At 65.6% G+C, this 18452-nt stretch carries 18 protein-coding genes and 2 pseudogenes; 8 read left to right on the plus strand and 12 right to left on the minus strand.

Annotated elements, in window-relative coordinates; translation table 11 throughout:
* The first annotated feature begins 257 nt into the window (after positions 1–257).
* A complete protein-coding gene (locus tag AB0J88_RS04945) occupies positions 258–728 on the plus strand; it encodes a hypothetical protein (protein ID WP_364352453.1) in 471 nt (156 codons plus the stop codon).
* A gap of 358 nt (positions 729–1086) precedes the next feature.
* On the opposite strand, the pseudogene AB0J88_RS04950 reads toward AB0J88_RS04945, so the two are convergent.
* From AB0J88_RS04950 to AB0J88_RS04975, 6 genes and pseudogenes are all read right to left on the minus strand, one after another.
* Positions 1087–1449 (minus strand): annotated as a pseudogene (locus AB0J88_RS04950) (helix-turn-helix domain-containing protein); the annotation flags it as partial.
* Positions 1446–1703 (minus strand): annotated as a pseudogene (locus tag AB0J88_RS04955) (DDE-type integrase/transposase/recombinase); the annotation flags it as partial. The pseudogenes AB0J88_RS04950 and AB0J88_RS04955, both read right to left, overlap by 4 nt.
* A gap of 117 nt (positions 1704–1820) precedes the next feature.
* Positions 1821–3314 carry a group II intron reverse transcriptase/maturase gene (gene ltrA / locus AB0J88_RS04960; protein WP_364352456.1) on the minus strand — a complete coding sequence of 498 codons (1494 nt, stop codon included), beginning with the start codon at positions 3312–3314 and terminating at the stop codon, positions 1821–1823.
* Between the two features lie 302 nt (positions 3315–3616).
* A complete protein-coding gene (locus AB0J88_RS04965; RefSeq protein ID WP_364352459.1) occupies positions 3617–4288 on the minus strand; it encodes an IS3 family transposase in 672 nt (223 codons plus the stop codon).
* Positions 4285–4572, minus strand: coding sequence for a transposase (locus tag AB0J88_RS04970; protein ID WP_364352462.1), 288 nt, complete (start codon positions 4570–4572; stop codon positions 4285–4287). The genes AB0J88_RS04965 and AB0J88_RS04970 overlap by 4 nt, the downstream gene beginning before the upstream one ends.
* Before the next feature lie 589 nt (positions 4573–5161).
* Positions 5162–5773 (minus strand): hypothetical protein, encoded by a 612-nt coding sequence (locus tag AB0J88_RS04975; RefSeq protein WP_364352464.1) that lies wholly within the window; start codon positions 5771–5773, stop codon positions 5162–5164.
* 120 nt (positions 5774–5893) lie between these two features.
* Between AB0J88_RS04975 and AB0J88_RS04980 the strand changes: the two genes are divergently transcribed.
* The 3 genes from AB0J88_RS04980 (at position 5894) to AB0J88_RS04990 (ending at position 8346) form a co-directional block, all read left to right on the plus strand.
* Positions 5894–6418: a hypothetical protein gene (locus AB0J88_RS04980; RefSeq protein ID WP_364352467.1), complete on the plus strand. Its 525-nt coding sequence runs from the start codon at positions 5894–5896 to the stop codon at positions 6416–6418.
* Positions 6419–6531: 113 nt separating this feature from the next.
* A complete protein-coding gene (locus tag AB0J88_RS04985; protein ID WP_364352470.1) occupies positions 6532–7311 on the plus strand; it encodes a hypothetical protein in 780 nt (259 codons plus the stop codon).
* Between the two features lie 579 nt (positions 7312–7890).
* On the plus strand, positions 7891–8346 hold the full coding sequence (locus AB0J88_RS04990; protein ID WP_364352473.1) for a hypothetical protein: 456 nt from the start codon (positions 7891–7893) through the stop codon (positions 8344–8346).
* A gap of 143 nt (positions 8347–8489) precedes the next feature.
* Here AB0J88_RS04990 and AB0J88_RS04995 read toward each other — a convergent pair whose 3' ends face one another.
* From AB0J88_RS04995 to AB0J88_RS05015, 5 genes are all read right to left on the minus strand, one after another.
* Positions 8490–8873, minus strand: coding sequence for a hypothetical protein (locus tag AB0J88_RS04995; RefSeq protein WP_364352476.1), 384 nt, complete (start codon positions 8871–8873; stop codon positions 8490–8492).
* Positions 8874–9120: 247 nt separating this feature from the next.
* The gene (locus AB0J88_RS05000) at positions 9121–9567 is read right to left on the minus strand and encodes a hemerythrin domain-containing protein (protein WP_364352479.1); all 447 of its coding nucleotides are present in this window, start codon (positions 9565–9567) and stop codon (positions 9121–9123) included.
* A 713-nt stretch (positions 9568–10280) separates the two neighbouring features.
* A complete protein-coding gene (locus AB0J88_RS05005; RefSeq protein WP_364352482.1) occupies positions 10281–12338 on the minus strand; it encodes a DUF262 domain-containing protein in 2058 nt (685 codons plus the stop codon).
* Positions 12339–12656: 318 nt separating this feature from the next.
* Positions 12657–12998: a hypothetical protein gene (locus AB0J88_RS05010; RefSeq protein ID WP_364352485.1), complete on the minus strand. Its 342-nt coding sequence runs from the start codon at positions 12996–12998 to the stop codon at positions 12657–12659.
* 706 nt (positions 12999–13704) lie between these two features.
* The gene (locus AB0J88_RS05015) at positions 13705–14184 is read right to left on the minus strand and encodes a hypothetical protein (RefSeq protein WP_364352488.1); all 480 of its coding nucleotides are present in this window, start codon (positions 14182–14184) and stop codon (positions 13705–13707) included.
* 482 nt (positions 14185–14666) lie between these two features.
* On the opposite strand from AB0J88_RS05015, the gene AB0J88_RS05020 reads away from it, so the two are divergent.
* Complete coding sequence (locus AB0J88_RS05020; RefSeq protein WP_364352491.1) at positions 14667–15017, plus strand: hypothetical protein; 351 nt, start codon at positions 14667–14669, stop codon at positions 15015–15017.
* A gap of 653 nt (positions 15018–15670) precedes the next feature.
* Here AB0J88_RS05020 and AB0J88_RS05025 read toward each other — a convergent pair.
* Positions 15671–15982, minus strand: a complete 312-nt coding sequence (locus AB0J88_RS05025; RefSeq protein ID WP_364352493.1) for a hypothetical protein — start codon at positions 15980–15982, stop codon at positions 15671–15673.
* A 374-nt stretch (positions 15983–16356) separates the two neighbouring features.
* On the opposite strand from AB0J88_RS05025, the gene AB0J88_RS05030 reads away from it, so the two are divergent.
* Genes AB0J88_RS05030 through AB0J88_RS05040 form a run of 3 tightly spaced genes read left to right on the plus strand, consistent with a single transcriptional unit; the run spans position 16357 to position 18007 of the window.
* Complete coding sequence (locus AB0J88_RS05030; protein ID WP_364352496.1) at positions 16357–16665, plus strand: hypothetical protein; 309 nt, start codon at positions 16357–16359, stop codon at positions 16663–16665.
* Between the two features lie 23 nt (positions 16666–16688).
* Entirely contained in the window at positions 16689–17741 is a 1053-nt protein-coding gene (locus AB0J88_RS05035) for a hypothetical protein (RefSeq protein ID WP_364352499.1), read from the plus strand.
* A complete protein-coding gene (locus AB0J88_RS05040) occupies positions 17741–18007 on the plus strand; it encodes a hypothetical protein (RefSeq protein WP_364352502.1) in 267 nt (88 codons plus the stop codon). The genes AB0J88_RS05035 and AB0J88_RS05040 overlap by 1 nt, the downstream gene beginning before the upstream one ends.
* The last annotated feature ends 445 nt before the right edge of the window (positions 18008–18452 follow it).

An 18452-nucleotide genomic window follows, 5' to 3' on the forward strand; every position in this document is an offset into this window, starting at 1 on the left:
ACCTGGGCGGATACCGGTCGACGCGCAGGTTGATCTCGATGGCCGGATACAACCCGCAACTGCGCACCGCCCGGGCGGTTCTCCCTGGTCACGGACGTCTTTGTCGGCGATTGACCGCGCCGTAGGGGGTTTGTGGATGGTCTGCCGCCACGCAACCTGCGCAAGCTCGCGGCGCGGACTGTGGATCACGGCGGCAATGTTGCCAATCCGCTTGTTGTTGTGAGTGCCGCTGTGCATGGGCCTGTCACGATGTCAGCGTGGCAGACTTTTGGGGATCGATCATCGGGGCAATGATCGGCGCCGGAGCAGCGGTCGTGGTGGGTCTCCTAGCGGCAAGGTGGGGGGCGAGGTACGCGGCGGTGCACCACCGTGCAGCGCAGATGCAGGACACGCTAGTGGTCCTGTACGCGGATGTGTACTCCGACATCGCCATGTCTGAGCGCGAGCTCTTCTGTTTGACAGAGCCAGGCGCGAAGATGCACGGCACCGGACCGGACCGCGCGCTGGTCGGCGGCCGCCTTATGCTTCTTAGTCCGCCGCAAGTGACCAGGGCGTGGGAGGCGTACATTGTGGAGTTTGACTTCCTACAGGAGTACGTCCGATCCGCAACAAGCGTTCCGCATGGTGGCCTGCTCGACGCAGACGACAAACAGCTTGCTCGTTGCAGGCTGGCAATCGAGGAGCTCAAAGCCGTGGTGCAGGCGCATCTCGCAGCGAGTCAGAGCTAGCGTCGCGATACCTTCGGCTAGGTCAGCCAGCGCCAGCGCCAGGGCCGTGGCGTCGGGCTCGGCGATGGAGTAAAGGAGGTCGAGCCGCCCGCCCCGGATTGCGGCGCCAGCGGCGCGTGACGCGAGGGCCGGGCCGCCTGTACATCAGCCGGGACGTGCTCAAGTCCAAATTTGCCCTGCAAGACCAGTCTGGACAGGTGACGAGGTGGTGGCGTCAGAGGTCGACGAGCGGTGCTGACGATGACCGAGGAGCTACTGAGATCGGGCCTCGCCGAGGAGAAGGGTCATCGAACGCTGACGCAATTCCTTGCAACGCCGTACCCTGGCGAGCCAGCCCGGTCTATCTCGTCGTCCGCGCTCGTCGCAACTCACGCGAGATCGTTCCCGCATCGCGTCCGATACTGCGGCCGATCTCCCGCACACCCTTGGCCTGTGCCCGCAGCAGCGCGATCTCCTCGCGTTCGGCGAATGAGAGATAGCGGCCCGAGGGCTCATCCAGGCTGATCGGCGGCATGCCGCCAGCGTGGCGAAACCACCGCACCCCAACCGGCCACGACACGCCAACGCCAAGCGCGGCCTCGACTGTCGTGATCCCCGCCGCGGTCAGCCGCCAGAACTCCCGCTGCACAGCGCACGAGGGCTCAGGCCGACCCGGCGACCGCAGCGCCCGGTCCGCCGCCCACTGCCTCCGCGCACCTTCCGGCACCCGCTCCAACTTCATGTTCCCACCCATCGCACACCTCCGTGATCGAGGTGTTGCGACGACCGATTGAATTCGCCTTGGGTGCCGTGGTCGGAGTGGACCACGGTCTGTCCGGCTGGGGGTCGGCGGCGCCAGCGTGCCATTTCCAGGGCGTCGACGACCAGCTCGGCGCGTAGGTGGTCGGCGCGTAGGTGGTCGGCGATCGACCAGCCCACCACCCGGCGAGCGAACACGTCCAGGACGACGGCGCAGTAGACCCAGCCCTCGCGGGTGCGGTGCTGGGTGTCGGGTCGGACCGGGGCGCCCTGCATACCTTTCGGTGTGTGGGTTTCCCCGGCCCGCCCGCCGAACCGGACGTGCGGCTTCCACCGCATCCGGCTCTCCACGTGTTATCCGGTGGCTGCGACGCGTGGTCGCGTTCTCGCCCATGGAGTAGGGATCTGCGCTCCCCGATAGCGGTAGCGGGTAATCGTCACCGTTGCGGGGCGGAACAGGTCGATCCCTTCGGCGTGGATCTGCCAGCCGGGCAGGAACCGCCGAACCAGGGTGTGCATGTTGAGCCCGGGATGCCGCTTACGGAGCCATCCGACCACCCGCCAGAACGCGTAGTGGTCGAGGTAGCCGAATGTCCGTGAGCTGACCCCGTGGTGGAAGTAGATGCACCAGCCCCGCAGCGCCGGATTGAGCTGACGTAGCAGGTCTGCGAGTGTTCGATGTCGTGCGCGGCGCGTCAGTGTCCGTACCTTCTCGACGATCGAGGTCAACGCCTTCTTCGACGGGTAGGTATAGACAGCGCGTTTGCTGCTTCGACCGGGCCACGGGCGGCGCTGGATGCGCCAGCCGAGGAAGTCGAAGCCTTCGTCGATGTGACAGATCTTGGTCTTGGCGACCGATAGGGTTAAACCCATTGGAGCCAGCACCGCCGCCACCTCAGCCCAAAGCGCTTCCGCGTGGGCGCGTTGCCCGCCGACCATGACCACGAAGTCGTCCGCGTAGCGGACGAGTTTCATGACCGGGTCGCCGGCGCGCCGGTGTTTGGCGCGTGTCCATTCCGGACCGAGCGCCTGCCATTTCGCGGCGAAGTGCTCGTCCAGCACGGAAAGGGCGATGTTGGCCAACAGTGGTGACAAGATCCCGCCCTGGGGTGTGCCGGTCCGGGTCTCCCGCGTCACCTGATCCTCACCGAGGATCCCCGCGCGCAGGAACGCCGACACCAGCCGCAGGACACGTTTGTCTCCGATGCGATGCCGCACCCGACCCATCAAGGCCGTGTGGTCGATCTCGTCGAAGCACGCCACGATGTCCGCCTCGAACACCCACTCGTAGTTGCGGGTCGGTGAGGCGAGGTAATGGATCTCGGCGATCGCGTCCTGCGCCCGTCGTCGCGGACGAAAGCCGTAGGAACACGGCTGGAAATCCGCCTCGAAGATCGGCTCCAGGACCAGTTTCAACGCGGCCTGCACGACCCGGTCCCGGACGGTGGGGATCCCTAACCGGCGGACCTTGCCGCCCGCCTTCGGAATCGACACCTGCCGAACCCGCTGCGCAACGAACGTCGAACCCCGAAGGTCTCGGCGCAAGCCCGCAAGCAGCTGGCGTGCGTCGAGGTCGTCGATGAACCTCGCGACGACCCGATCCACCCCAGCCGTTCGTGCACCCCGATTGCCCCGCACCCGGTCCCACGCCACCACGAGGAACGCCGGGTCCGCGACAAGGTTGTGCAGATCATCGAAACGGCGGCCCGGATCGGCCGCCGCCCACTGGTGCAGCTTGGTCTGCATCACCAGTACCCGTGCCTCCGCCTCGCCCAGATCGGGCCAGCCGAGGTCACCGTCGCCGGTATTCACCAGCGGCTCCTGGCCGTGCGTCACTGCTGCGAACACGCTGGACCCCTTCGCCATGTGACCGGCTTTCCCGGCCTCGGACTACTACGGGTCCTCCGCCCCATCCCGGTGGCATCAGCGGGCAATGCGCCTTCCCCACCAGGCAACTGGCCGCCACCTGGTGTCGGGACCGCCGGGACGGTTCCCACGTTCATCCCACAACCGTTCGACGGGACCGGCATCCAGCTATGCCCCTGCAACATCGCCACGACTACGCCGCAGACCTTCATCGTGGCCTCCCGACCGGCGACATCACCCAGCCCAGGAGTTCCCCGCACGACATGACATGCGGGTGCGCGTTGCTACCCAGCCCAGATCCGCCAGGTTCGAGCTGGTGGCTCTCTTGAGGAGCGTTCAGCCGCTGGTTCCTCACGTATGCCTCTCCGCCTCGCTAGCCGAGCCCGGGCCATCTGGCAGTACTGACCCGCCTCGTCGTTGTCAGGGCCGCTTCCGCCCAGACCCCTCATCCCCGGGGCTGAACTGCCCTCAGCTTCACCGGCCTGCTGCGACAGACCGGCAGCGGTGGCCTCCCACCACCGGCGGTTGCAGAACGCCTCGTGGCGCTCGATGTCGGTGACCCACAACCGGTCCGGCCCGTCTGCGGTGAACCGACGTTGCACGAGGTCGGCTGACGGCCGGGCGTGTGGGTCGCGGATCGTGCATCCTCGCCGGCGTCGGCGGTAGACGCCTTCCAGACCGGCGGCGCGCATGAGCCGTTCCACGCGTTTGCGGCCGCAGCGGACCCCAGCGGCCAGGCGCAGCTCGGCGTGGACACGCGGGGACCCGTAACTGCCCCGCGACATGTGCTGGATGTCGGCGATCAGCTCACCGAGGGCCTCATCGGCGACTGACCGCGGCGAGGGTGGCCGGTCTTTCCAGTCGTAGAACCCGGACGTCGAGACTCCCAGGACCCGGCACGCCACCGCTATCGCTATGCCTTGGGCAGCGAGGTCCACGACGACCGGGTAGATCATTTTGGGAGGACGTTCTCCCGAGCGAAAAAGGCCGCGGCCCGACGCAGGATCTCGTTCTCGACCTCGAGCCGCCGCTTCTCCTTGCGCAGCGCGGCCAGTTCCTGACGTTCGTCGCTGGTCAAGCCTTCCCGCTTGCCGTCGTCGGCGTCAGCTTGGGCCAGCCAGTTACGCAGACACGACTCGGAGATACCGAGATCCTTCGCGACCAGGCGGATCGGCTTGTCCCGCAGCCGGGCCAACTCGACCGCACGCTGACGGAACTCCGGTGGGTGTGGTGCGGGCATCCAGACTCCTCCCTCGGCGACCAGTGTCGCCGCAGATCAGATGTCCGGAAACCCGGGGGAAGCTCAGCCCCGCGTTAACAAGATCCTGGTGAGTGGATCGAGCGCAGGTTAATGCCTCACCTAGACGCGGCTTCACGACCCGAAACGCGCCCCGAGACGCGCCGAGGCATAGGCCCTGAGCTGGTCGGATATCCGCGGAGGCGCAGGTTGATCTCGAAGGCGGGGTACAACCCACAACTGCGCACCGACCGGGCGGTTGTCCCTGGCCATGGACGTCTACATCGGCGATTGACCGCACCTTAGGCGGTTGCTGGGGCCAGCTGGTGTGGGGACCTGCGCGCGGGCGGCATGGGTGTGCATCATCGCGATTACATAGGACTGCTAGTCAAGTCCTCCGCTGCGATCTCCGTCCGGAGGACACACCAACGACGCGCTCCAGGCGGTCACGGCGCTACCCGAGAACGCCGTGGTGGTCACCGGCGAGATGCGGCGATTCCCGAATCGGGCGAAGGCGGCGAAGGTCAAGAGGTGTAGTCTCCGGAGCAGCTTCTGGAGCGGATCGGCTTTCAGGGCTAGGGCGCCGAGCCGGTCACCGAATCTGCGTGAGCCCTGGGACGTTGACTTCGTACGGTAGCGCCCAACTCAGGTCGCCCCTCCCGCATTCAATGAGCAATCGCAACGGCTTGCTGTGCTGATCTTTTCGCCACATGAAGTCGTTGGCGCCCGGAGGCGCCAAGGTCCGCTCGATGAAGCAAACCAGGGGATCGGTGACGAGCACGCCTTCCTTGAACTCGATCACCCGCCGCTCCTCGTCGACTCCATCGACCCCGGAGCGGAGGCGGTAGGGCGAGTACAGGTATCCGGCAGCCTGAGGTCTCCCAGCCTGGTCGTCGCGGATCGTGACGCGAGCCCAGTCAAGACGCTCCAGTGCGGTTGGTCCGACCAAGTTGATGTGAAACCACCCCTCGTCCGCTCCCATCGACCATCGGATGCCGAAGCTGAACTCGGGTGTGAGCCGGTCTCGCCGGCGCTCATGCTCGGCGCTAGCGGCGATAGAGCGCGACGCTTCAGCAGCGTCAGCGGCACGTTCCGCGGCGGTGGCCGCTTGGACGGCGGCCTTCGCGTTGATGGCGGCCGCGGTCACAGCTCCAATTCCGATGATGGAACTGGCGGTGAGGTTGACCCAGTCGGCTGCTGGCATGCGCTCCAGTTTGGACCTGACAGCCATGGCACGTCGTCGACCGTTCGGCGCGATTCCATGGGCGACTAAGAGACGTTCGACGGATGCCACGTTGCCGCGACGAGGCCCTAGCCTCGCCGGGTGGCTGTCGACTGGGGATCGTTGCCGGACTGGCTCGCCGGCATCGCTGGAACGATCGTCGCCGGTGGTCTGTTCTGGGAGGTCCGGCAGCGCCGACTTGCCGACGCGCGGGCCGACGCGGAACGACGTGACGCCGAAGCGTCCCATGCGCGCCTCGTCTCTACCCATGTCGAGACGACGCTCGACGACCGGTGCATTCTGCGTGTTGTGAACGACGGGCCGGGGCCGATTCAGGTCATCGAGATCTGGTTCCGTGCCGGCGATGCGACCACCTTCGACATGATCACGACGGAGGTAATTCGCGGCGGGACCACGATCCCGGCAAGCTCGCTCAGCCAGTTCGACGTGCGCACACCACTCGTCGACGTCCTCGGAGAGGTCGAGGACCTGGAGGTGGCGGTCGAGTTCATCGACCTCCACGGCTTTCAGTGGTCGCGGGTCGGTATGGAGCAACCGCAGCGGGTCTTGCCGCTCGCCGTATCCGAGTCCAAGCCGCGGTGGAAGCGGGCGTTCCGGCGCAGCTAGGGCAAGCGTCACGTTCGTGTCTCGACGGTCGTGTTCGCGGGATCCACGACAACCGCGAGCGACCGGTAGAAAATGTGAGGCTGTTCTCGGCGACAGGTGGCACGCTTCCGTCCATGGAGGACTCGGAGAAGGCGCATTACGACGCGATGGTCAGGGATCTCGACGTGGTCGACGACTGGGCGAAGCGGGTCGACCCATCCTCCGGAGGCAGTAACGTCCAGCCCGGCAGCCCGCTCGCCGGCGACGACCGCCATGCCAACCCGCACTACGTTTCTCACTCCGCTTGGCGGTCGCTCAGCACGGCGGTCGACCACATCCAGGTCCACCGGGCCGTCGTCCGAGACGCGGCCACGCTGCACCTCTACGCGCCGTACACCCTCCTGCGTGGCGCGTTCGAAAACGCAGCGACCGCAGTATGGCTCCTTAGTCCGGACAACCGGAACGTCCGCATCTGTCGGACACTGCGTCTCGCGGCGAAGGACATCAAAGGCGACGAGAAGATCCGCGTTCTCATGGGCGTTGCAGCGAACCGGCCGGTCGGGGAACGTCTAGCCAAGCTCGAAGCGATCGCTGACCGCAGAGGTATCGACCGCAAGCAAGCGCTCGAACGCTTGCCCATAACCGAGGTCGTGCAGACGGTCGGGGACGAGACGGAGTTTGGCCGTGTAGTCGCGACGGTGATCTGGAGCCTGTGCAGCGGCACCGCCCACGGCGACTTCTGGCCGATGCTGTCGCTTCAACATCATGTCGAGATACCGGGCGCTCCTCCGGGCGTCGCGTACCTCCACGCGACCACGGATGTAGAGAAGATGGCCGTGTTGACGTACCACTCGGTGAAGATGATCGAGAAGGCGTGGCGGCTGCTGGATCAGCGAGCGCGGACGCCCTACTGAGGCGTCTACTCAAACCGCTCGCGATTGCAACTCGCTCCGCAGCAGGCGCCCCGACTTGTTGTGGCTACTCTGCCCACAAGGCCGACAACCGCGGGAGGGCCGGCCTCGCTTGTTGCCGCTCGAACGTTGACGGGATAGCGAACGCTCCTGGCGGGGGCCGCCAGGCCCTCGCGCGTGCCGTGCAAAGGTAGTCGTGCTGCGTGGTCATGGTCCGTGTCTGGGACTCCAGCCGGGTCCGTTCCAGCCGGTGTTCTGGCCGGCGAGTTGCAGGCCAAAGTGGCGAAGTGCTTCGTAGGCGGCGGACTTCCCCTTCGGCGCCGCCACCCCTCGGGAGGCGCCGTAGTGCTGCGGTCGGCGGGGAGTCGGGCATGTTCGTCCACGACGTCATTCGGATCGCCGACCTGTGTTGGAGATTTGTCGAGGCGTTGCGGAGACTGCAGGCGCTCTTCCAGAGCGACCGCACCTTGGTCGACGCCACTGCGCAAGCTCCGCGCCTCGACCACTAGGCGGATGGCCGCTGCAGGCGGCTGATCAACAGTCCCTTTCGCCGCAGAGCGTCGGCCATGGAAGTATGCACGCATGGCGTTGTCTTTCGAGGTGGTCACCGAGAGTCTCTCCCCTCGGCGTGAGCATGTGATTCCAGCTTTTGTGAAGGACGCGCGATTCAACTCCTCTTGGTGGTGCAGCGGCAGTGCGAAGAGTCCGGTTTCCTACTCCCGCTTCCTGGATGACGATGAGGAGGTGGTGCGAGCAAAGGTCCTTCCGGGCTCTGGCGAGTACCGCGGATACACGTCGTGGGAATGCCCTGTTGGTGGCGGGACGGAGATCGACCTCATCGAAGTTCGCATTGACCTCCGCAGGTCAGACCGTGGTTACGGACGGCAGGCGGTTGAGGAGATCGCGCATCACTACGGCCAGCCTGTCGTCGCAATGTCTCTGGACGAGACTTCAGACGGCTTCTGGCGTTCGCTCGGCTGGACCGCTCACGTCCACCCAGATGACGAGGGCTACCGGACTCTGTTCACTTCCGTCTAGGCCATGGCGGGGCTGCTGCGGCGGCCGGCTTCGCGCGCAAGCGGCGTCAGTCGCCGAGCAGCGTTAGTCACTTTGGCCTCTGCCGGCCGGCTGCGTTGCTGTCAGCGCTGCTGTCGGGGCGCATCCGGTCCACTTCGGCGCTGCTAGAGGCGGATATGCCCGGAGCCGTCGAGGAAGTAGAACTCCACCGGCGCAGTCAACGGGCGCACCCGTCGCAGGTATCGCTCGGCGACCTCGATGTCCTGGCCGAACACCATGAAAACACGGTCTGCCTTTACCTTCTGCAGCAGCCAGATGTACTCCGCGATGGCCTGCCACTTCGCCGCCGGCACTGCGATGTTTTTCAACCACTTGGCGTCGCCCACCGTGCGCGCGTCTTGACTAACGAGATCGAACTTCCAAGGTACCTGTCCAGCTACGTCGATACGGCGCTCCAGCAGGTCGAGGCCCCAGAGCTCGGAGAAGTAGCGACGTGCATAGTCTTCGAACGGTCGCCAGTCTGTGACCCCTGGAATCGGAACGCCCATGTGCTTAGCCTTCAGCGGCGGCTGTCCAACGACAAGACCCCTGTGGCGTGTTGATCGGTCATTGCCCGGCAGTCACGCATCCCCAGCCTGGAACGCGTGTTGTGCGGCCCCCAGTGGCCTCAGGCGGGGCGATCTCGGCGGCCGACGAGGAGCGGCAGGGCCCGCCGGGGTCTCGGGTTGCTCACAACGGGCCGAGGACTTCCTCGGGTAATGCATCCGGCGAGAGTGTCTCGAGCACGGTGAGCAGCTAACGTTCCTCGTACCGGAAATGGTTCTCCATGAGGGCTGCGATGCCCTCGATGTGACGTTCCAACTCCGTGACCGGTGCGGCCCGATCGAGCGCGGCCTGCAGGCCGGCGAGCAAGTGGGCGATCATCGAGTGGTCCTGGGTGAGGTGGTGGAGCACGGGCTCCAACTCCGGGTGGGTTGCTTTGGTCGTAGGGAAGAGGGTGTGTTCCTCGCCCCGATGGTGCGCGTCGAGGGCTGCGCAGAACCCGTGGCAGTACAGGAGCAGGTCACGGGTGGCTGCCTCGCCGGACTGGCCTTCGGGAGTGGCGGTGCGGGTGAGGTCGAGCGCCTCGCGCAGGTGCGTGTGCACCTGGCGAAGGCGTGTCCAGGATCGCGACCACCAGCGCGCGCGGCTCGTCGCGCAGCAGCATCGGGCGGCCCCGACTCCAGCCCAGATCCGGCTCACTGGACCTGACCGCGGTGGCGGCCGAGGCGTCCGGGGCGGTCGTGGCTCCAGGCGATGAGCCTGGTCGTCTCGTGCTCAGTTACGCGAAGACGAAGGATGCGACGTCAACATCGTCGGTCTCCTCGGTCGGGCGCCTCCATGCCTGACACGGTCTGCCATCGGCACGCGACGCTACCCGAAGCGTAGTTCGTTGACGGAACATGCGAAAGCTAAGCGAACCTCGTCGGAGCCGACAGTCGGCCTGCTCGGACTGGACGCGGGCGTATCCAAAGGCTCTGGGCGCCGCCGCAGCTTGTCACGACGCGTGGCAGCACGAGCCATTCCTGCCAGGTAGTCGTGCGGCCCAGACAACGAGGCTGCCAGCTCGTTACCCTCCACGTCGCGACCGGGCGTTGGTCTTTCAGGAACATCGGAGCTTGGCCGACGGTGGTTTTCGCGTGCGCAGGTTCGAGCCCCACCCTGGAGGGCCGAGACGCGCCCCCAGAGGCATTTCTACGTACCCTCTGAGCTGTGCAAACGTGACCGAAGCGCAGGTTGATCTCGATGGCCCGATACAGCCCACAACTGCGCACCATCCGGGCGGTTATCCCTGGTCACCGACGTGTACGTAGGCGAATGATCGCGCCGTAGGCGGTTGCTAGGGTGGTCAGCGGGTGTGGGACCTGCGCAGGTGGGCGGCGTCCGTATGGATCATGACATGCGGTCTTGGCGGGTTACGCCGCGGGGCTTGCGTCTGGGGCGTCGAGTCCTACTGCTTGGGCGAGCTCTATGGCGGTCATGCGTTGGTCGGCCGCAGCACGGCTCCACTGATCGAAGCGGACGCCTTCTGCTTCGAGTACTACGCGCGGGTCGTCGTGGCGATCCGGATCTGCCCATCGGAACTCGGGGGAGATAACGCCGCGGAGCTTGAGGACGCGGTGTCCGTTGGCGATGCGGACGGCGCCGAGGCGGGCTCCGACGGCCACTTGGTGGGAGCCGATGACTTCGGCGACATCGGAGTATGAGGTCCACCGGCCAGCGGGGATGGAGGCGATGACTTGGTTCATTAGAGACCAACGTGGTTGCGTCGGGGCCACCCCGGCGGTTTCGTCGGGGCCGGGCCAGATTCGGATGATGCGATCCGCCAACTCTCGCGAACGGGCGAGGATGTCTCGACGGCCCCAGCGGTCGGCCTGGGCGATGCGCCGGTTCATGGCAAGGCCGCTGTCGGACAAGACCTGCTTCTTGGCAGCGAAGGTGTCGTTGGACAGCTTGGCGTTGTAGGCAGTCAGGGTCAGGTTGCCGAGCGTGTGCACGAGGGAGCTGTGCAGCTCCTCGACGGTTTCCTCGGCGGTGAGGTCGCCCCGGAGCATCGTCAGCCACTCTTCCGTGGGCGACTGGGGTAGAACGTGTTCGATGGTTAGTTTGGCGCGGTCGAAGTCGAGCGGTTCAAGGTTTCGGTAATCCTCTTCGATGCACCGCAGGACGTAGGTGCGTTGCGGTCCGCGTCCGAGCCAATAGAAAGCGTTCGCGAGGACGCTGTCGCGGACTTGCTGGTCGGTGGGGAACCGCTTGCGCTGTCCGGACAGGGCGCGCGTGATCGCCTTGGCGGTTGGGACGTCGTTGGTGAGGTCCTTGACCAGAGTCATCAGGAGTCGGTTGTTGTTCTGGCTTGACACGCCGGCGATCATGCGTCGTACGAGGTAGCTCTCCACGACACGCATCGCCGCGGCGGCTTCGTCGCTGGTCAGGTCGCGGCGCTCGTGCGCAGAAAGGATGTGTAGTGCGATGGGGTGGACGACAGCCACGCCCCACCTATTTAGACGGTCCAGTGCTCTTCGCAGGGTTGGGTCCGGCTCTTGGCTCGGGTCCAGAACCCGACGAAAGAGTCGGGCTTTGCGGTGTAGCTCACTGATCCACTCTTCGATGGCTGCTTCGTCCGGGAGTTGCCGGAGCCGGTCTTGTTGGCTCTGGTAGATGGACTCCTGGGTGGCACGGTCGTCCCCGCGCAGGACTAGGTCCAGCCACACCAACTCCTCGAGCTCCTGGTCGGAGAGCAGTTGTTGCAGGGGCAGCCATTGCCGCTCGTAAACCTCGTCGCCGCGGGCAGGTAGCCGCATGAACAGGTAGTTCCGCAGCAGGTCCGCCTGAGTGAGTGGTTGCCCGGTGTGATTGAGCGACTCGAAGATCCGATGGACGTTGTCGTCCGCGTGGGCAGCGATCTCGACCAAGCTCAGTTGCCCTGCGATGGCTTGTTCGATCCGGGCAACGTCCTGATCGTCGTCTGGATCGTCATACCCGATCAGAGCCGCACGAAAGAACCGGTACGCGCTGCCGACCAGGTCCTCCCCACCGGCCCCCGGCTCGCGTTCCAACAGCGCGATCCAGGACGCCCGGTCGGCCTTGGTGGGCAGGACGGTGTATCGCTCAAGTCCCGAGGCGTACTTGTTGAACAGGTACAGATCGTCGATCTTCGCGGCCAGGCGCGGTTCCGCCTCCTGGATGTGATCCCGGATCGCGCACAACAAGATCCCGAGTGTCGTAAGACGCTGCTGCCCGTCCACCACCAACCAGGTCTGGACGCTTGCAGGGGTGTTGCTCGGACTCGGGGCGAGGACCAGTGATCCCAAGAAGTGCGTGGCATTCCCGCCCGCGCCTGAGACTTGGACGAGGTCAGACCAGAGCTGTTGGAGATCGTTGCGCTTCCAGCTGTACCGCCGTTGATACAGCGGCACGGCGAACTGCCGCTCACCTTGCAACAGATTTCGAACGGTGGTTTCGCTTGCCTTCAAGACTGTCACTCCCGGCGGTTAGAGGTCGTCGCTGGTGGCGCCATCTTGCTATGGCATCGTCCCGAGACTCGAACAATCGGTGCCACCCCTGAAGGCATGCACCTCGTGATACGAAGAGTCAGAACCTTATTTCCCTTGCTGCGTCATTCTTAGTGTGTCCATCTTGACCGGCGTGGCCTGCGCAGCCCTAACGGGGCCACAGGAGCCTATCGCTGGCGGATGCGGGCTTAGATCCCCGTAGCGCGCATCGGGGTCCACGCCAACCGGGCAGCGTCGGCAACGCCACTCACGCAGCTCCGCGAGTCTCCACTTGATCAGTCAGGAGCGATCTCTGAGCCAGTTCAGGATCCCTCGGGCATCCCGGATCTCGTTCGACGACCCCCCGCTCTGACCGTCGTCGTCTTGGTACTCGTATTCGCGGCGGATGCCGACGTCGTCAGTGAACGTGTCGGTGATCGTCTCCCGCCGTCGGTACTTACCGTCGGAGCTCCAGCCATCACGGCTTCTGGTGCGGGTCTCCGTGCGGCCTTTATAGGTCTCGTCGTACTCATCGACGAAGGTGGCCAGACGGGTCGCCTCGTCGTCCGTCAGTCGGGCACCGGAGACATCCAGATGCTCTCCAATGCGATCACGGAGTCGCTTCTTCTCTTGCCGATCCACTTGTTTCTCCTTGCTCCCAACCGGTGTTCTTGAGTTTGCCTGATCAGAACGGTGTGTCAACGACACGGACGGGGTCACCTTCCAGCAGGTCCGCGGTCTACAGATGATCGAACGCCACGGCGACACCTTCGCAGGTGTCGGCCTGGCCAGACCATGACGCCGACGCGGAGCCACGCCGCGCGGCGTGACCGGTCGGTGATCGCTGCGTGGCGGACGCCGGCGGCCTGGAGCACCTCGAGGACCGACGCGGCGGAGATCGGCGGGTCGCAGCCAACCCCGCACACGAGTACGTCTTCGACTGCAACAGCTGGTCGAGAAGCGTTCCTGATCGAGCACAGGTTCGAGCCCCACCTCGACACGACATTCACGACCCGAAACGCGGCCCCAGACGCGCCGAGGCACAGGCCTTGAGCTGGGCGGATACCGTCGAGGCGCAGGTTGATCTCGATGGCCGGATACAACCCACAACTGTGCAAGATCAGGTGCGTTGTCCCTGGTCACAGATGTGTACGTCGGGGAATGACTGGCTGATTCGGCCCAGCGGGCGTGATGTCAGGACCACGGCCTGTGCACGAGTCGTCGGGACGCGCCCCCTCGTCCTCAAGGCTGGCATGCGAGCAGGCGCGGCCCACCTGGTCTTGGGTCAGCGAACACGGCCGCCGTCGAACTGTCGGAGCCCAGTCAACCGCGCTCCGGCGCTGCCGGCCTACGGGTTCGGCTGCGGGGTTATGACCTTCCGTGCGGGAAACAAGAAGTCGCGCTCGATCTTGGCCCGCCGGTAGAGCACTCGCCCGTCGCTGAGCATAACGATCGCATATCCGGTGCCTCTCGCGGTGGAGGGACTCTCATCCGCCGATACGGGCCTGGCGAACTGGTCGTGTACCAGCTCAATATCGACGGTTACGCTGCTGTGGCCCTCGAGGCGATGGTGCAGTTCATCGTCCGAATATCCGCGCCACCAACCAGTCGTTTTCTCGGTCTGCGGGATGTAGGCCAACGCCTCGACGCGAGCGATCGTGGTGGCACCGCGACCTTTGTTGAAAACGGCCACGTGCATCGTGGGGTTACGAGGGTCGCAAGCCGCCTTGGCGTCGACTCGCGGCCCACCTTGCCGATAGGCGAAGAACGCAACGACAAGCGAGCACGTGGACACGATCGCCGCATAGGTCGCGATTGCCAGTGTCATGTTGACATCGTGGAACAGTCGAGCACCTGGCGCTACACGCTCGCGGGCAGATCCGTGCCCATGGCACGTTGTGGATGTCGAAAACCGAGGCCGCGCCCAGATGCTCAACTGCTGCGGCCCCTGCTCCTTGCGGACCTCGAGGTAGCGCCCGGCTACACGACTACCAGTGGAGACCCACGTAGCAGCACCGAGGTCGTTGCGCTGCCCGCCTCGAAATCGTCACGCTGCGTCGCCGGAGAAACGAACCGCCAACGGTGGCCTGGCTTGATCGTCGCCGCGGACTTGTCCTCCGCAAGTGTGTACGAGTGACTTGGTGGCATTGACCGCCATGACCTACACTCTGCGCCAGATGTGACGTGGACTGCTGACCCGCGTTGACACCTGTTCTCCAAGAATCACGCATGATCCCCAACCACCGCCAGGTAGCTCTGACTGTGTGGTTGATATGGATCCGAGTGGATCTTGGATGGAACGGATGTTAGATGGGTTGGTTCCTTGCGGTGATCTTTTTCTCCGCCGCCGCGTTGGGCATGTGGCTGTTCGCCAATGCCATCGCCCAGAGTCTTGGTTGGGAAGATGACCTGAGCTGCGGGCGCTTCGATGTGAGGTGGATCGCGTGGCTCGGCGGCAGCGACGGCTGGCGCATGGTGGTCTGCGTCATCATAGACGCGCGCCGCGCCCACTTCGTCAGCTCGGTCGGCCTCATCTACGCTCCTAGGGCTAAGGCGAGCGCGGCTCGGATGTATCGACTCCGGGGACGGGCGCGGAATTGGTTCCCACAAGAGCACCTTGTTGGCACCTTGGGCCGCGACAATCCGTGGCTCGACGAGTGAGCCGCCGTGGAGCAGGCACAGCAGGTGGCGTGTTAGCAACGGGCGGGACTCTATCGATGTTGGTGCTGGCCGACACGCCTTGGTGGGTACTGACGGTGGTCACCGTCTTGATCGCCATCTGCTCAACGACGATTGCGGTCGTCCGGGCAGTGTTCCCCCAAACGTCCAAAGACCGTCTTCAGTGGTGGCGAGACCGCCGTGCCGATGGCCCCCATCGAGGCCGCAACCGCCGAGCAGCCAGGACGTACGAAGGAGATCGACACCGACTGCTCGCCGAGGAGCACCGAGCCCTTGTCGAGCCGCCGCTTGGGGTTCAGGTCGAACAGGCCCCGACGGAAGGCAGCGCAGGGCACTAGCACCTAGGCCTCGCAGGCGAGGCCGGATGGCTGGGTCTTGCCGACCCCGCCCATCCCGGACACCACCTGGCCCACCACCGCCGTGCCGGCCCGGCCGGCATCAGCCAGGCGCAGGTCGGCGTCCCGGTCCAGACGGTGGTCGGCGAGCGGTGGGACCGCGCCGACCCGGCAGGGCCACGCACCGGCGCTCGCCCGCCGAAGATGTTGGTCTGGACAGGACCGTCCCCAATTTGAAGGCCCTTGGAGTGCCGGGCGTCCAGCCGGGAGCTCGCGTCGACGTTGTCGTCTGGGGGCAGGTCAGGAGAAGGTGTTGTGCTGGACGTTGAAGTCGCCAACCTGCACCCCTTTCGCCTCCCGCACGTCCACCAGGTCCTTGCCCGCCCTGATGCCCTGAGGATCAGCGGCGCGGCGACCCAGCACCACGGTCGTGTCCGCGACAACTAGAGAGGCGATCCCCGCCAGCCACGACATGACCTCGAGGCTCCGCAAACCGTCCAGGAGGGCGATGGCTGCGAGCGCGGCGGCGACGGCCCCGGATACGACGATGATCACCCAGTGTTGTCTCGCGGTCACCTGCCCATCGTGGTGACCGGAGCGGGTCGCGTCCATCCACCGATCACCCATCCGAGTCGAGGATCCGTGATCCACGGTGGCAGGCCCGCCGCGCGGGCCTGCTCCAACAGGCGGCCAACCAGCTCCGCGTCCACACCACCGGCCGGCTCACCGGCCGCACTCCTCTTCGCCACTGCGGAAGTATCCACGGCCATCGTCGTAGCAGTCATCAGGTGCTGCTCCTTGATCAGGAGTTTCACCGTTCGGTCCAGTCCCTCTCCCTACAAGTCTGCGAGCGGTTGCGCAACGAGTCGCTGCTGCCTGCATGTCGCTGCTCATGGGTCTTAGTTGTCGGACGCGTTGTCCGTCGTCCTGCCGCACTGGCTACGCACGGCACACAGACGGTGACGGACGTTGATATCGTGCTTGGCATGGCACGGCGCAGGCGTGAGGTGTCGGACGACGAGCGGCGGCAGGCGATCGAGGACTACCGCGTCGAGGTCCAGCGGTTCCAGTGGGAGGCGTACCGCAACGTCCGGTGGGCGGTGGCGGGCGCGTGCATCTTCTTGGGCCTGATCGGGTTCCGGTCGATGTTCGACAGTCGGGAGGACCTGGCCGCGAACATCTTGATGGTGGTCGGCGCGGTGGCGGGTGTGGTCAGCTTCTGGGTGAAGGACTGGCGTCTGCTCGCGCCGGCGTTCGCGGTTGCTGTCGCTGGTTTCGTCTGGGTCTTGTTGTGAGTTTTCGTGTTGAGCCTGATGCGTTGAACGGGTACGCCCGGCAGGTGACTCGGGCGGCCGAGGACACTACGGCAGTTCGGGCCTATGCGGCGCCGTACGCGGACGCGCCGAGAGTCGGCGGCGATGCGTTCAAGGTCGCGCAACAGGCCCACGACCAGGCTGCGGCGACCATCGACCGGACGCTGACGCGCATCATCGCGCTGCTGGAGGAGTCGGCGCCTGAACTCGATCGGGCCGCGGCCTACTACCGTCGCACTGATGTGGGTGCAGCGGCGTCGCTGGACCGTTTCCTCGTCGGTGGTGAAGCGTGCCCGACGACGGCGGTGGAGATCGAGTTGGCGAGTAACCCGTGTGTCTATACGACGTTTGTGGACTCTCGGGACGTCCAATCCAACCTGCGGCCGCCGGGGCCGGCGGAAACGCCCGCGAACCCACTGGGTTTCATGGACTTGGTCAGCCCGAGTCACTGGGCCAACGAGGCGTTTTCGGTGGTCTTCGGCTTCGACCCAATCGGTCGTGTTCAGCAGTGGGCGTTCGGCGACTGGGAAGCGTTCGCGGCGATGTCGCCGGTGACGACGAATGTCGGCGATGCGCTGTCCGCGATGGCCTACAACGTGCAGACCGGTGCTGCGGTGCTCCAGGACGTCTGGACGGGGAACGCAGGTGCGGCGGCGTACCGGTTCTTCACCGACGCCAACAACGCGGTGTTCACCCTTCGCGAACCACTCGGGAACCTCAGCCACGCGTACTCGGTCATGGCGGGCGCCGTGTGGTCCATGGGGGAGGCGCTCAGCGGGGTCATCAAGGCATTGCTTGATGCGGCGATAATCGCCGGAGTTGCGGCGGCGGCAGGCACGGTGTCGGCGTACACCGTTGTCGGTCCCGTCGTCGGTTATGCGGTGGCCGCGGGCGAGATCGCGAACATGCTCAGGCTGTGGGGCAAGGCAACAGCGCTCTACCAGGGCATGTACGCCGCCGTGCTCGCCTTCCAGGGGCAGATCGTTGGCGAGCTGACCGACCTGGACCAGATGAAGATCCCCGAACTCGGCGGCCGTTACACCCATCCGGCGATCTGATGAGCGACCTATCCGACATCGCCGGCGGGGACCCTCGGCGTAGCCGCGCGCTCCGTGAGTGCCTGGAACTGTTGGCCAACAGCGACAACGAGCTGCTACGCGAGATGGCCCGCACGGTTCTTGACGGCGACATGACGCTTCGTGAGATCGCCGCCAGCCAGGTCTACGGTGCTGAGCTGGCTGGATCGTTCGGCACGTTCTGGTCGCATTACGAGGAGATGACCCCCGAGGAAAGAGCGGCGCTTGAGGACGACGACCGGAACTGACTGAGCGACCGCGCGAGGGCTCGGTTCGGTGAGCGGCCCGGCTGTGTCGTGCCGCGCCCCTCATGCGGCGGTGCGGCGACGTCGCTGTTGAGGCGACTCGTGGATGCGCCGATGGTGCGGTCGTCGTAGATGTGCCAACGGCGATGACGGTCGTGCAGCGTCGCGCGCGAGTTCAACGGCTGCCGGGACGCGCCGTGCATGTCGACGGAACTCCGCCCGCGGGCTCCCCGTCGTCGGATGCTGACAACGGTGACCTCGTGACCAGCACGGTCGGGCTCTGGCGTATGCCCTGGGGATGGCCCTGCTGGCTGCAGCCGGCCGAAGATCGGCCAGCTCCTGGGCGATCAACAGCCACGTCGTCGCGAGGACCGCGCGGGTAACCCCGCGCCGGACGAGCGCGGCGTGCTGGCATGAGATCCCTAGCCACCGCGCTGCTCGCCGGCTG

The organism is Asanoa sp. NPDC049475 (assembly GCF_040676915.1).
Classification (GTDB): Bacteria; Actinomycetota; Actinomycetes; order Mycobacteriales; family Micromonosporaceae; genus Asanoa.

Coding starts and splice junctions, on each gene's coding strand:
- AB0J88_RS04965 (WP_364352459.1), bottom strand. CDS start 4,288: ATGATCTACCCGGTCGTCGTGGACCTCGCTGCCCAAGGCATAGCGATA.
- AB0J88_RS04970 (WP_364352462.1), bottom strand. CDS start 4,572: ATGCCCGCACCACACCCACCGGAGTTCCGTCAGCGTGCGGTCGAGTTG.
- AB0J88_RS04975 (WP_364352464.1), bottom strand. CDS start 5,773: ATGCCAGCAGCCGACTGGGTCAACCTCACCGCCAGTTCCATCATCGGA.
- AB0J88_RS04985 (WP_364352470.1), top strand. CDS start 6,532: ATGGAGGACTCGGAGAAGGCGCATTACGACGCGATGGTCAGGGATCTC.
- AB0J88_RS04990 (WP_364352473.1), top strand. CDS start 7,891: ATGGCGTTGTCTTTCGAGGTGGTCACCGAGAGTCTCTCCCCTCGGCGT.
- AB0J88_RS04995 (WP_364352476.1), bottom strand. CDS start 8,873: ATGGGCGTTCCGATTCCAGGGGTCACAGACTGGCGACCGTTCGAAGAC.
- AB0J88_RS05015 (WP_364352488.1), bottom strand. CDS start 14,184: ATGACACTGGCAATCGCGACCTATGCGGCGATCGTGTCCACGTGCTCG.
- AB0J88_RS05020 (WP_364352491.1), top strand. CDS start 14,667: ATGGGTTGGTTCCTTGCGGTGATCTTTTTCTCCGCCGCCGCGTTGGGC.
- AB0J88_RS05025 (WP_364352493.1), bottom strand. CDS start 15,982: ATGGACGCGACCCGCTCCGGTCACCACGATGGGCAGGTGACCGCGAGA.
- AB0J88_RS05030 (WP_364352496.1), top strand. CDS start 16,357: ATGGCACGGCGCAGGCGTGAGGTGTCGGACGACGAGCGGCGGCAGGCG.
- AB0J88_RS05040 (WP_364352502.1), top strand. CDS start 17,741: ATGAGCGACCTATCCGACATCGCCGGCGGGGACCCTCGGCGTAGCCGC.